The following is a 14,044-nucleotide window of genomic DNA, read 5'->3' on the forward strand; positions in this document are numbered from 1 at the left end:
CGCGATTAATCGCGTCTCTACGTCATTTCTTTTAACAGCAATCTCCTCGTCTTCCCTCTTCCATTCTGCACCGATTCCTAATTTGTTTCTTGAATTTGCAAACGGATAGTCCGTTCGCCCGGTCCGCCAAGGTTTAATTCCATCACTTCACTACCAAGAGGTTCCAAACATTCAAGGAGCGATCGCAAGTGAGGCGTACTAGCACCTGTATCTACATAAAGCCGATCGGCTAAGTTACTAATTCGCTTCCAACTCATGTATAACTTACCGATCGTTTGTTCTAGCTGAGAAGCTTGATTTACTAAATCCGCAGCAACACTCAAACAACCAACTCGTTGAGCTTCTATAAGTGCTGTTTCAATGTCAATTTCCTCAGAAGTGAGTGCTTGGACTTGAGCCGCAGCTTTTAAATATTTTGCCAGGTTACGGGCTTCTGTCGTAGCTTGCTTGATAGTGTCTAAATCGGGATTTTGGGCTATTTCCCTCTGTATGGCAGTTTGGTGAGACTCTGGTAGTTTCTCCATTTCCTTAACCAGAGGCGCTATATAACGAGGTGGAAGGGCATTTTCTGCTGCTTTGGTCTTCACTGGTTCCGGTAGCAAATCAGAAGACATGGCTGTCCATTCATCAGTCAGCTGACGAACCTCCCGTCTTGTGATTTTGTCGCCATTTTGTGCTGCTTCCGTTACCATCTGCTGAACTTCTGGGGCGGCTTTGGCAGTTTCTACAAATGCCCGTTTGCTAAAGTTATTGATAGCCCCTGGGTCTAGTTTCCCTTCTTCTAGAAGGGTATCAGCACTATTAGCAAGTTGGATTAAAGCATAAGCTTGGCTTTTGCTAATATCTCGTTCTTTTAACCATTTTAAAAAACCCGAACCCCTTCCTTCCCCGTCTTTCTTCTCCCGATCGCGAACAGCCCGTAAAATTCGCCCCCGCCAAATGTCTGTCTGCAGGTCAAAACGGTTACACACTTGCCAAGCCACTTCCACCTGCTGAAGAAATTCCATTTCTGGAATATCCTCATCGTCTGGATTTGGCAGTTGAAAGTCAAAATCAGCTGGCTGCTGCAGAAGCGCAGCCAAGTCATTCATGGATTCGTTATATTGCACGATACATAAGTCATTACTCTATGCGCGGTTTATTATACACATTCTGCAGAGGCAGGTTGTCTACTGTATTCACACATTATTTTTTATACCGAGTATTTCATACTAACCCCAGGCGATGTTCGTAATCGCGGCTATACATACAAAGTCCCTTCGGGTTCGCCAGTCGCCTACGGCGGGAAACCCGCCTGCAGCGCTGGACTCACCGCCTACACGGACTTATTTGTAAAATTCTCTCTTCTCTCTACTGAGCCACCAAAGCGAGATGAGGAACCCGCGCAGGCGGGTTTCGCCTGTATAGCTGCGAATTCCATTCGCCCGTACCGATATCAAGACTGAGCCACCAAAGCGAGATGAAGAACCCGCGCAGGCGGGTTTCGCCTGTATAGCTGCGAATTCCATTCGCCCGTACCGATATCTGAGCCACCAAATCGAGGTTGAAATCGGAATTCGCAAATATTTTCAACACGCGCTAGCCTAAAAGAAACGCAATAAATTTATACACAAGTCAGTATTTATAGCTTGACAAAAATAGAAATTTCTGTATTTACTCGATAAACCCAATAAAAAGATGAACCAGGTAGACTACCTCCGGATTAGTTTAATAGACAGATGCAATTTTCGCTGCCAGTACTGCATGCCAGAGGGGTCAGAACTTGACTATATCCTCAAACAGCAGTTGCTGACAGATGAGGAACTACTGACGCTGATCGAAGAAGTCTTTATCCCTGTAGGATTTAGTCGGTTTCGCTTAACTGGAGGGGAACCATTACTCCGTCCCGGTGTTGTGGAATTGGTTGGTGCGATCGCCTCCCTCCCCCAAACCCAAGACATTTCGATGACTACAAATGGCTTTTTGCTCGCTCCAATGGCACAAAGTCTCTACAATGCTGGGTTGCGGCGAATTAATATCAGCTTGGATTCCCTCGACCCAACTACATTTGACTCTATCATCGGGAATCGCGGACGGGGGAAATGGCAGCAGGTTTGGGATGGCATTCAAGCGGCTTATCGTGTGGGCTTCGATCCCCTAAAATTAAATGTTGTTGCGATCCCTGGGGTTAACGATGGCGAACTTTTAGATCTTGCCGCACTGAGTATTGACAAGCACTGGCATATCCGCTTCATTGAATTTATGCCTGTTGGGAATTCAGAATTATTTCGGGATCGCGGCTGGATACCTTCTGAAGAGATACGGCAACGCATCCGCGAACGATGGGGCTTGATAAATTCTCAAATTCGTGGTAATGGACCTGCTGATGTCTTTAAAATTCCTGGTGCAAAAGGGACCCTAGGATTTATCAGTCAGATGTCAGAATGCTTTTGCGATCGCTGCAATCGAATGCGCCTTTCTGCCGATGGCTGGTTGCGTCCTTGCTTGTTAAATGAAGTCGGTCAACTTGACTTAAAAACGGCGCTTCGCGAAGGAGTCAGTACAGACGAGTTGCAAGATCGAGTCAGACACTTGCTCGCTTTCAAGCCAGAAATTAACTTCAAACAGCGTTATTCTGGCACTGACACTGGCAACTACACCCGTACTATGTCGCAAATAGGGGGATAAAAAATTATGAATTATGAATTATGAATTATGAATTACACCTTCATCATTCAGCATTCATAATTCATAATTCTTTAGGCTTGACGTGAGTAGTATTCCACCACAAGGAGTTCGTTAACTTGCAGCGCCACCCATTCACGCTCAATAAGACCGTTGACTTTACCAACCAACTTATTTTTGTCAAATTCCAAATGGCTGGGAAGGTTTGCTAAACCAGGGTATTGTAAGTTAGTAGTCACCAACTCACGAGATCTGTCCCTGTCTCTGACCGCAATCACTTCTCCCGGACGACACTGGTAACTGGCAATATTAACCACACGACCGTTGATTGTAACGTGACCGTGGCTAACCAACTGACGCGCTGCGGGAATGGTTGGAGCCATTCCCAAACGGAAAACGGTGTTATCCAACCGCATCTCGAGCAATTGCAGCAACACTTGTCCGGTAGAGCCGGTAACGCGTCTTGCTTTACGCACGTAACGCAGCAATTGCTTTTCCGTCAAACCATAGTTCATGCGTAGCTTTTGCTTTTCTTCTAACCGCACAGCATACTCAGAACGCTTTTTGCGGTTTTGACCGTGCTGTCCCGGTGGATAAGCACGTCTGGCATTTTTACGAGTTAATCCTGGCAAATCGCCCAAACGGCGAACAACTCTAAGACGAGGTCCTCTATATCGGGACATGAGTATCCTTGTTTCAATCCTGCTTAATATTACCCAAAGATATGATTATAGCCTCAAAAAGGATAAATGCTAAAGAATAAACAGAAAAAAATCTTAAGATTTTCTAAAGGAATGAATGATAATATTTTCTTAAGATTTCAGAGCCAACACGAGTGAGATGCCCAACCTTCAATCCCCAATCCCGTTTTTCATAATTCATAATTCATAATTCATAATTCTTGAGATAGCATAGCGATGGGTGTTTGGAGAACGGAAATGCAAAGAAGAAAAAAACAAGCAATAAGAATATCAGTACCAACGCTAGCCATAGTTGGATGGCTGGCAATGACATCACAAGGTATGGCTTTATCCTTGGGTTCTAACTCTACCCTAACCAATGCGCGAGATTTTCGGGGTTGTGCAGCGCGACTCCTGAGCGCTGGTATAGCGGCAGAAACAGTATCACAAGCCTGTGCAGAAGCGCTAAGTCCCAGAGATTTGGGGAATTGCGTGTATAAAATTCAGCAAAGAACGCAAATAGAAGCAGCCACTGCACTGCCAACATGCAGGCAGGCAAGGCGTCCTGAAGATTTAGCTAACTGTGTAGTCGGTATCAGTCAATACTCTCGTGAGGTAGTCGATCCAACAGTTTTAAGTTACTGCGGTCGCAGTTTGTTACCAGTGCGTTTTGCACAGTGTGTCACAGGTTTGCGTGCAGAAATTGATTTTTCTGCGGCTCAAGCTTATGACCGTTGTATTGATGCCAGCGATCGCACAACTGGCTATTTACCCACGTTTATCCCATCAACCTCACAACCTGCGGAATTCAGTCCGAATTATGAGTCTACTCCACTTCCGCCTGAGGCTACCCCAACTCCATCTCAGCCGCCCACCGTTCCACCTGCAACGGCTCCCGGTCCTTTAACTCCGGGTCAGTAAGATATTATCAGTTATCAGTTATTCAGTTTTCACTGCCGACTGATAACTGTCTTACCATTCGGTTTGGCAATTCTTTCTTGGGAAAAACGCCAAGACTGGAGTGCCTTACTGTTCGCAGATAACTGATTAGTCCTCTTTTTTTCCAAACACCATCTGTAAAATCATGGGAACACCACCGTCTTGGTGATATTTGTCAGCCCATGCGCGAATAACTTCATCCAACTCGTCCATTGCTTGATTGTATTTCTCTGGAGGAATATCCAGTTCTTCCAAAACCCGCATTGTATTAGGTCGTCGCTCTGCCCAATCTCTCATCATTCGGAAGAATCGAGCTGTATCTTCCACCATGATGTAAGTGCGCTCTTGCTCGTCTGCGGGAGCGTAAAATGGGCGGGTGAGCGCATAGAAGGGCATTCCCCATGGAGAATCAATCCGCGTGACGGTACCGGAATAGAGCAAACGGCGTTTAATATGCTCTGCTAGCGCTTCGCTCAATTCCATGCGATGCTCTTCTGGCAAATCTTCCTGCGATCGCTTGTGCAGAAATTCGATTAATTCCAGAAACTCGAATGAGGTGATTAACTGAGCATCAGGAAGGTTGGACGGCAGTTTTTGCTCGATTTGCTTCTTCTCTTCTGATGTCAAGCTAGTTCCTGGAATGCGAGATCTGCCGGGACGCCAGGGGTACTTTTCCATCCACACGTAGGGTAACTGAATTAGATAGCGCGGTTCCTGAGAACCCAGCATCTTTAGGAGTTTACCCTCAGTCAGAGCTTGTCTGACTTCCTCTACAATGATTTTTACTCGCTTGGGCTCTAAGTGGTGTAAATGCCCTGTCATTCGCAGATTTTGTCCCTGCTCGAGATAGGTCATGTAAATCGCACACTTAGCTGCCGTAGCGGCTGCGTCTAAAAATGCCCCATGCCTGTGCCCGCTTGTCCTCATGGCACTAAAGGCTAGATATAGCATGATCTGATCCATTGCACTGGGGCCAAGACGTTTGATCAGATCTACGTCGTTACTCATATTACAAACAGTTGAACAGCACGTTTACGAGTTTTCGGTCAACAAAAAAAGTACTAGTAGCATACACCCGACTGAAGGCGTTGGCGTTACCTCAGTTCATCTATTATGCGTTAAGTGTGTGTATTGTTGGTAGTCTTGGTTTGGGATTTTATTCCGTACTTCCAAGTATTCAACCAGAGCAAGGGCTCTGATTCCTATCATCTCACTCCACAGTATTGCAAGCATCAGCTTATACGAGGAGCCACTACCTACATTTCCACAGATTGCAGTGTTCATCAGGAAACTTGTACCAATTGGTTTGGTGTATTCCCTTACAACCGGACAGAAATCACTCTCAAGAGTGAAAAATCGGTAAAGCTGTAGCTTGTTAGCGATCGCAGCCGTCTGTCCCCTGCATAAAAGCCTTTTCACACTAATTCAGCACAAAAGCTAAGATTTCAAGGAAGTTTCCTCCCTTGAGCGCGGTTAGTTGCATCGGCCAAAACTAGTTGTCGGGCTAATGGGTATTACTTTTTCTGAAGGAAAATTATGACGGGAAATCGCGAAGATCGGGTAGTGCTGGGGTTACTTGAGGTGATTCAGAGTGAGCCACTGCCCTTTCGCATTAAGGAATTGTTAAGGATTTTCTCTACATATTTTTAGCTGCCATCATCAGATGTTCCTGTATTGGGAAGCGCAAGCAGTAAAGCTGTTCGTTTTGGAAAAACTGGCAGATTTACAGACGGCGCGACGCTCCCGAAACCACCTTCTTGCTCAAAACTTCCGTTGATGTCTTGGCAATGCGGGAAACTTTCTTTCAAAAAGAGCGCAGAACTCCAATCAAGGCTATATTTCAAAGTTCAAAGTTCCTTCCTTAAGATCTACAATTTTTGATAATTTTACCAATAGCTACTTGTCAGATATGTTAGAGAAGATACAAAATGACAATTTATAAATATCATTAAAATAAGTCTAATAGATTACAATTATCTTTATACTCTTGTCAAGAAATATAATATTTACTATTGCATAAATGTTACTTACAGTCCCATGTTACTTCATGCATAAATGAACGCTTATAAAAATTGTAAATTGCTTGAAGCTAAGTCACAGTAAGCTTTCTAAGTCTTATTGCCTTGGCAAAAATAGATAAAAAATAGGAGGGGTGTGGGGTTTGACCCTGCGTTCATTTGCTAACAATATTCCTCAGCATGAGGAACTCTTGTAATTTTAAGTAAGGCTTAATTGTGCCTTTTAAGTTTGAAAATTAATTGGTTGACTTAGAAGGTTTGATAAAATTTCTGACTTTTTCAAGGCAGAGAGCGCCAGTTCCGCAAGTTACGAGTAACACTCCCAAAACTTGCTCAATTCCCAAAGTCTCTTGAATGATAAATCCAGCCAAAATGGCAGTTAAAACTGGTACAATAGCACTAATAATAGCGGAGCGTGACGCGCCAATTTTACGAACGCCAAAATTATTTAACAAGAAGATGCAGAGGGTTAGAACGCCCAAGAGAAAAGCACTTAAGACCAGTTCGAGAAGGATAGTAGGGTTGATTTGAAGGCTCCAGTCGGTCGGTAAAGGTAACAATAGACCAACAACTGACAGCACCATCATTGTGGCGAAGTTGATAAGCGTGAACGTTACTGGATGTACTTTAGTAGCACATATACGTGAAAGGACGATGTAGAAAGCAAAAGTAATTCCGGAAGCGATCGCCGCAATGCTTCCCAAGGATGGATTTCCCGTACCAATACTGACAGCGCCTACCAAAACCAACAATTCCCCCAAACCAATAGACGCGAAAGCACCGATACTGAACAAACTCAAGCGATCCCGGAAAAGTACCCAGGTAAATAACCCACTTAAAACGGGATACACAAAGAAAAGTGCGATCGCCATTCCAGTAGGGACTTGACCTATTGCAAGGTAAATAAATAACTGTGATAAAAACAAAAAGCACCCACTTACAAGCGCCAAAATGAAAGCCCGCTTTGCAGTAGGATGATTTGAATTTTTGCCCAATGAGTCAAGCAAGAATTGTATATCATGCCAAACTCGTGGATGCAAAATAGGTGCCAAAAGCATCATAAGTGGTACAACCACAAGCATCCGCAACATTAAAAGCAAGAGAGAATTTCCCAAATTTGGATATAAGAGACTTTGCACGTCAAAAACACCAAAAATTTGGGAACCAGGGTTAAAAATGACCTTGATGGCGACGTTGTATAGCGACGACGTCACCGTTGACAATACAATTAGGACTATACCAATTGCAGGCAAAGATGAAATGCCAATTTGCCGAAATAAAGATTCTTTTGGTGCTGTCGGTTCTTCTGGAGAAGCTTTTGTCACGCTTGGAGGAGATGCAGGCTCCACTGGCTCTGGTTCTGAAGATGTTACTGCTTCAGTTGTAGAGTTTTCATTCGAGATTGCAGACGTTGGGAATACGGTTTCTTGCGGTGGATTTACATCCAACTGCAACTTTGTAGGAGCTTCAACATAAACTTGCGGTTGTGGAAGACTTGGCTCATCGTCAGAAGCAGCAGTTTCTTGAAGTACAGGTGCAGTATCGCCAGATGTTGTTTGTAATTCTTGGCGCAAGCGATCCACCAACTCTGTTAAAATCGTTTCTCCCTGCTTCTGTTGATCGTGCATCCGGGATAACTGCTGTGAAAGACTGCTTTGATAGTTTTTCAGATCTTGTTGGAGTGAATTAAATGTGCTAATGAGTGCATTATCCAAAGAGTTAAGAAGTTTGAAAGTATTTGGATTGCTTTGCTCGGTTGTGTTGGAAGTTGGTGTTGCAGTCGTTTCTTGGCTGGTAACTGTTTGCGAAGCATTCTGAACTGCTTGATTTACCAGCGTTTCCAAAGAAGATTGGAGTTGCAACGATATGTGGCTGGCTAAAACCTGCGATAATTGACGAATCAATGCTTGCTGCTGGCTGATTTCCTGCTCCTGTAGGAGCTGTCCTTTTTCTTCTTGCAGATCTTGAATATCTTTCGTCAATCGCTCTTTATCTGCTTGCAACCGCTTCACGTCCTCCTGCAGCGACTTAAGAACACCACGTTGAATGATTTGCAACTCCTCAGTAATTGCTCGTATAGCAGATTCCGCCGAGCCATACGGGTCTCCTTTTCCTCGCAAGTTATCTGGTCTTCTTTCAAATCGCCCCATTATCTTTTATCCTTATAATCTATGTATCAAGCAACTTCGGGGCTATACTCCTACTATTTGCCGTGTTCTGTCAACGGAGATCGACCCAATCTTCTCTCACTTTGTTAACCTTTGGTAACTTAATATTACAACTTTCATCCTTGTTCTCAGGCTCTGCTTGGAAACGAAAGACTGGCGTGGAGTGATTGGGTACGTCTTTTCTCATTTCCAGTCCCTAGTTTAGCGCCCGCTCACCCAATCGATCGCGCCGAATAAAAGAGCACAAATACCTGCACTGAGGGGAACTGTGACCAGCCACGCTGCTGCAATTCCTTGGAGTGTTTGAAATTGCACTGACTTTGCATCTTTTACCAATCCAATACCAACAACACCACCGACAAGAGCATGAGAAGTGGACACGGGTAACCCAATTCGTGACGCAAGTAAAATGGTTGTAGCCGTTGCTAGTTCAGCACAAAATCCACTACTCGGTTGTAGGGAAATAATGCTTTCACCTATGGTAGCAATTACTTTTTTACCCCAAACAGCTAAGCCAGCAACAATACCAAAACCACCAATGATTAAAATCCATAAAGGAATATCAATACCGTTTAGGGGTACTGTACCAGTACGATTGATATAGACAATTGCAGCTAAAGGTGCTATTGCGTTACCGACGTCATTAGAGCCATGAGCAAACGCTACAAAACAAGCACTTAATAGTTGAAATCTAGCGAATAATTGTTCAACAGGATTTTGAAACCGGAAATTTTGACTGTCTCCCTTTGTCGTATCTTCCAACTGTCGCCAACTGTAAAACGTAAGACCAACAGCTGCTAAAGCACCACTGGCTAAAGAAATATCGTGTGCGGGTATTTGAAACCCAGCTTGTATTATCAAAAAATTTGCTATCGGTTGAGTAACTGATGGTAGAACAATAATGCCAAAGACTCCTAACAAAATTGCACTCAACCAAGGAATCCATTCCTTTAAGGGTATTAATGGGTTTGGTTGTTCTAAAATCCAACGCTTAATTTGACTGTAGAATAAAGCTGCGATCGCACCGCTAATAATTGGGGTGACAATCCAGCCGATAGTAATTCTGCCAATTGTTGACCAATCAATCGAATTAGCTCCTAAAGCAACCCAACTAAATCCCGCGATCGCCCCTACAGTTGCATGAGAAGAAGAGACAGGTAAACCCCGTGAGGTAGCTATTTGCAACCACAAACCACAAGATATAAGAACTGCGAGCATTCCAATGACTAATGTTTGAGGTGCATTGACAAATAAAGCAGGATTGGCAATTTTTGTTGCCAAAGTTTGCGATACTTCCCGTCCAAAAATGACTGCACCTGTAAATTCTAAGATCCCAGCAATTATAAGCGCTTGTTTCAAAGTTACAGCTTTGGAACCTACCGATGTTCCCATTGAGTTAGCAACATCATTTGCTCCTAAATTCCATGCTAGGTAGAAGGCGAGAATTGTGACTAGGATTATCAGCATTCAATTTACCAATTGGTTGATAAGAGAGAGAGGGGAGACAAGGGAGATCGGGGAGAGGGGGAAGACAAGGTAGCATATTCTTCCTTGTCCTCCTTGTCTACTTTGTCTCCTTTTCTCCTGTTATGGGATAAATCAATATTTTGTATGTTTCCGGAGTAGGTGCGATCGCCCTTTCTACAGCTGCTGATAAATCTTGTAGGGGAATGCGATCGCTAATCAAAGCTTGTACGTCAATGCGTCTGTTGAAGACAATATCAGCTGCTAAAGTTTGCAGCCGGTATGACGAGCTGTAGCTACCTATCAAATCTATCTCTCTTCTATAAAGAAGGTTGGGATTGATGGGAATTTCTATCTCATCGGGGAATTCAGCGAAAAAGAGAATTTTGCCACCTTTTCGGGTACAGTCGAGGGATTGGAAAAACGCTTTTTCACTAGGGACAGCTAGCAGGGTGACATCAACGCCCAAACCATTGGTTAAGGCATGAATTTTTGCGGATAAATTAGGATCGCGAGCATCAAATGCTGCTTCGGCTCCCACATTTAACGCTTTTTCCATTCTCGAAGGTAACAAGTCGGTAGCGATCGCTTTTGCTCCAAAATACTTCACCAACATGATAAACATCAACCCAATTGGTCCAGCACCAGTGATTAAAACTGTTTGTCCTGGAGCAATTTGGGCTTTCTTCACTGCTTTGAGACAGCAGTTAGTCGGTTCTACAAAACTAGCTTCTTCAAAACTGATATTATCGGGAATAGGAATTAACCCACCATTGCGGACAATGTGACCGGGAACTTTAACATATTCAGCAAAACCACCCCCACTAGGTGCAAACCCCGCCGTAGTACAGATATTTTTGTAAGTATCGCACATGGAAAAGTTATCATTTAAGCAATAAGCGCAACGCATACAGGGTATGTGGTGCATGACTGCTACCCTTTGCCCGATGTGCCAGCCCGTGACTTCAGAACCAACTAATGCTATAGTTCCTGCAGTTTCGTGTCCAAAAATACGTGGTGGTTCGTACAGGGGATAACGAATTTTTTTTATATCAGATTGACACAATCCCACGACTCGCACTTGAACCAGAACTTCATCAGATTCCAGTGTAGGGACAGGAATCTCTTCGTAAGATAGCTGATTGACTCCTCTAAAAACCTGTGCTTTCACCTTAATTTTTCACCGCTCAACGATATTAGATGTAACACTCTTCGGTAATTTTGTGCTGTGAAGTACAGGTTAAATTTTGGTAGTTCTTGGGTCTTATCATTTTATACCCGTGGCATAGCAACCAATCCGTACTGGGATTGTCTGCTTTTGGGGAGAAAAAAGTTTCTTTTTTGGTGGGATAAAGTCCCTGAAAACCTGTTTGAGTTGTTACTCTCGCTTTCACCGACGGTAACTAGCTAACAAATGGTTAAAATATACAGACAGCTTTGTTATAAAAGCAACATTGTCAAGGAACTCAATTTAGCTTTGGCTTTCTGTCCTCCACCTCCCGACTTCTACTTTCGTGCAACAGCCACGCATCTTTAAAATTTTGATAAAGAATTATTGCTCGGGCTTTCACTGATGATAGAGAGCTACCAAACAGTTAAAATATACAGACGACTTTGTTTTGAAAGCAACATGGCGAAAGAACTCAATATTGATTACGTTCAAGAACCAATTACCAGCGCAACACCAGAAGTGCGGCAAATTATTGAGCGTGTATGGCAACTGGAAAAAAGCCGATTGGATAAGAAAATTAACAGTCATATTAATGATGACATTTTGGCAATTGTGAAGGAAGTTGTCAGATGAAGTTGCTTTCCATTAAACTGTGTAACTTTCGCTCTTTTTATGGTAAGACTCCAGAAATTGTTCTCGCGGTTGGAGATCCTCGTAACACAACCGTCATTCACGGGAATAATGGTTCTGGAAAAACAAGCTTGCTCAATGCATTTACTTGGGTACTGTATGAGAAATTTAGCGCCGCTTTTGCATCATCAGAACAATTAGTCAATAAGCGTGCGATCGCCGAAGCAAAATCGGGTCAACCCATAGAGTGCTGGGTCGAGATAGCATGGGAACATGAAGGCATACGCTATCGAGTCAAAAGAGAGTTTCGTGCCTATAAAAATGAAACTGATTTTGATACAGGAAAAACCGAATTATATTTGCAATTTGCCAGTGCTGATGGTATCTGGAATTTTCCCACCCAAAATCCAGAAGATATCATCAATCAAATTTTACCCGCCAGTTTACATCAATATTTCTTCTTCGATGGCGAACGGATTGAAAAGATAGTTCGGTCTGACAAAAAAGCAGAAATTGCCGAAGCAACAAAGATTTTTTTAGGCGTTGAAGTCATCAATCGCTCTATCAAACATCTGCTCGAAGCCAAAAAAAGTTTAGAAAGCGAGTTAAAATCTATTGGTGATTTAGAAATCAAACAGTTATTAAAACAGCAAGAAAAAATAGAAAATGAACTAGATACCATTCATCAAAGACAGTTAGAAATTCAACAAGAGCTAGAATATCAAGAAACCTTTAGAAAAGAGACCAGTGTCCGATTTAGAGAACTGAGTGCAGCTAAAGAATTAGAAGACAGGCGTCAAGAATTAGAAAAGCAGAAATCATTCAATCAACAAACTCTTAGAGACTCTAGAGACACGCTTAAAAAAATTATCTCCGCACGAGGTTACACAGTTTTACTTCCTGGAATTGCATTACAGTTTCAAGAAATTGTTCATGCTTTCAAACAGAAAGGGGAATTAACCTCTGGGATTTCCAAAGAATTTGTCAGCGATTTATTGCTTTCTCAACAATGTATTTGTGGGACCAAATTCCGAAAGGGTAGCCAAGGGTACGAGAATATAGAAAAATTATTGGCTAGAGTTGGCTCCTCTGCGGTAGAAGAGACAGCAATTCGTATGCTGGCACAAGTCGATGAAATTGACAAACAAGCAACTCGCTTTTGGGAAGAAGTCGATAGAGAGCAAGCAAGAATAAATCAACTCAGACAAACAATCTCTCAAATTGAAAATGAATTAGACAATCTTCAAGAAAGATTGAGAAAAGATGCCAATGAAGAAATTAGCAGTTTACAAAAGAGATTGGATGAAATTGAAGAAAAAATCAGACATTTAATATTAGAGCAAGGAGCAAATCAGCAGAAAATTGCGAATTTTAAAACAGAGTTAGAAGTCGCAGTCAAGCAAGTAGCCAAGCAGAAATTAAACGAAGACAAGCAAGTTCTGACACAACGACGCATTACGGCTACTCAAGATGCTATAGACAGGTTAACTTTAGTTAGAGAACGTCAAGAGAAGCAATTCCGATTTCAACTGGAAAAGCGGGTACAAGAAATTTTTAGCGAAATTTCCTTTACACCTTATATGCCCAAAATCAGTGAGAAATACGAACTGACGTTAGTAGAGAAGACGGCTGGTATAGAAATGCTGGTTGCTGCTTCTACAGGAGAAAATCAAATTTTAAGCTTATCGTTTATTGCTAGCATTATCGATAGGGTAAGGGAATGGAGTGAAAAAAGGAAAATGCTGATGCTTCCTGATAGCAGCGCTTTTCCAATTGTGATGGACTCACCTTTTGGGAGTTTAGATGTTATCTCTCGCAGACAAACTGCCAAGATAATTCCCAAATTGGCAAATCAGTTGATTGTATTAGCTACCAAGACACAGTGGCGAGGTGAAGTAGAAGAAGAAATGGCAGACAGAATCGGTAGAGAATATGTACTGACTTACTACTCTTCTAAACCTGACTGCGAACAGGATTATATTGAATTGGATGGGGAACTATATCCTTTAGTAAGACAAAGCCCCAATGAGTTTGAATATACAGAGATTTTTGAAGTGAATCGTAGGGGATAAGGCTTTAGATCCCCGACAACTTCTGTAAAGTCGGGGATTTGAGAATAATCCAAACCTAACTCTCGTTCACCTCGATCCGGTGGCTCAGCCTGAGAATGCTTACCCAGAGGCTCCAGTATACAGCCAGCCAAGAGCAGAGAGTTTTGTTATATCGGATGTGCGAGCCCCCCTGGGGCTAAGAGGGGTTATAAAAACGGATTTGGTATCACACGTTGTAGATCCTGCCATCGCCCCCTTA

At 42.9% G+C, this 14,044-nt stretch carries 12 protein-coding genes; 4 read left to right on the forward strand and 8 right to left on the reverse strand.

Annotated features, from left to right (window positions below):
• Positions 1-77: 77 nt before the first annotated feature.
• Positions 78-1,091 (reverse strand): hypothetical protein, encoded by a 1,014-nt coding sequence (locus HC643_RS10550; protein ID WP_408019878.1) that lies wholly within the window; start codon positions 1,089-1,091, stop codon positions 78-80.
• Between the two features lie 586 nt (positions 1,092-1,677).
• Between HC643_RS10550 and moaA the strand changes: the two genes are divergently transcribed.
• On the forward strand, positions 1,678-2,667 hold the full coding sequence (moaA, locus tag HC643_RS10555) for a GTP 3',8-cyclase MoaA (RefSeq protein ID WP_038079192.1): 990 nt from the start codon (positions 1,678-1,680) through the stop codon (positions 2,665-2,667).
• Between the two features lie 71 nt (positions 2,668-2,738).
• Here moaA and rpsD read toward each other — a convergent pair whose 3' ends face one another.
• Positions 2,739-3,347: a 30S ribosomal protein S4 gene (gene rpsD, locus HC643_RS10560; RefSeq protein ID WP_038079190.1), complete on the reverse strand. Its 609-nt coding sequence runs from the start codon at positions 3,345-3,347 to the stop codon at positions 2,739-2,741.
• Between the two features lie 255 nt (positions 3,348-3,602).
• Here rpsD and HC643_RS10565 point away from each other — a divergent pair, with 255 nt between their 5' ends.
• Positions 3,603-4,265 carry a hypothetical protein gene (locus HC643_RS10565; RefSeq protein WP_063779530.1) on the forward strand — a complete coding sequence of 221 codons (663 nt, stop codon included), beginning with the start codon at positions 3,603-3,605 and terminating at the stop codon, positions 4,263-4,265.
• A 126-nt stretch (positions 4,266-4,391) separates the two neighbouring features.
• Here HC643_RS10565 and hetR read toward each other — a convergent pair whose 3' ends face one another.
• The 6 genes from hetR to HC643_RS10590 all read right to left on the reverse strand — a co-directional run bounded on the left by hetR (position 4,392) and on the right by HC643_RS10590 (position 11,104).
• The gene (hetR, locus tag HC643_RS10570; RefSeq protein ID WP_038079185.1) at positions 4,392-5,291 is read right to left on the reverse strand and encodes a heterocyst differentiation master regulator HetR; all 900 of its coding nucleotides are present in this window, start codon (positions 5,289-5,291) and stop codon (positions 4,392-4,394) included.
• A gap of 638 nt (positions 5,292-5,929) precedes the next feature.
• Positions 5,930-6,127, reverse strand: a complete 198-nt coding sequence (locus HC643_RS10575) for a hypothetical protein (RefSeq protein ID WP_038079181.1) — start codon at positions 6,125-6,127, stop codon at positions 5,930-5,932.
• A 410-nt stretch (positions 6,128-6,537) separates the two neighbouring features.
• A complete protein-coding gene (locus HC643_RS10580; protein WP_038079179.1) occupies positions 6,538-8,451 on the reverse strand; it encodes an EamA family transporter in 1,914 nt (637 codons plus the stop codon).
• Positions 8,452-8,521: 70 nt separating this feature from the next.
• Complete coding sequence (locus HC643_RS42060; protein WP_272899731.1) at positions 8,522-8,656, reverse strand: hypothetical protein; 135 nt, start codon at positions 8,654-8,656, stop codon at positions 8,522-8,524.
• A 14-nt stretch (positions 8,657-8,670) separates the two neighbouring features.
• Positions 8,671-9,936, reverse strand: a complete 1,266-nt coding sequence (locus tag HC643_RS10585; protein ID WP_202048603.1) for an inorganic phosphate transporter — start codon at positions 9,934-9,936, stop codon at positions 8,671-8,673.
• A 97-nt stretch (positions 9,937-10,033) separates the two neighbouring features.
• Positions 10,034-11,104: a zinc-dependent dehydrogenase gene (locus HC643_RS10590; RefSeq protein WP_038079176.1), complete on the reverse strand. Its 1,071-nt coding sequence runs from the start codon at positions 11,102-11,104 to the stop codon at positions 10,034-10,036.
• 459 nt (positions 11,105-11,563) lie between these two features.
• On the opposite strand from HC643_RS10590, the gene HC643_RS10595 reads away from it, so the two are divergent.
• Positions 11,564-11,737 carry a hypothetical protein gene (locus HC643_RS10595; protein WP_017750052.1) on the forward strand — a complete coding sequence of 58 codons (174 nt, stop codon included), beginning with the start codon at positions 11,564-11,566 and terminating at the stop codon, positions 11,735-11,737.
• Positions 11,734-13,806, forward strand: coding sequence for an AAA family ATPase (locus tag HC643_RS10600; protein ID WP_038079174.1), 2,073 nt, complete (start codon positions 11,734-11,736; stop codon positions 13,804-13,806). Before HC643_RS10595 ends, HC643_RS10600 begins: the two co-directional genes overlap by 4 nt.
• Positions 13,807-14,044: the final 238 nt, after the last annotated feature.

The sequence above is a fragment of the Tolypothrix bouteillei VB521301 genome, assembly GCF_000760695.4.
Classification (GTDB): Bacteria; Cyanobacteriota; Cyanobacteriia; order Cyanobacteriales; family Nostocaceae; genus Scytonema; species Scytonema bouteillei_A.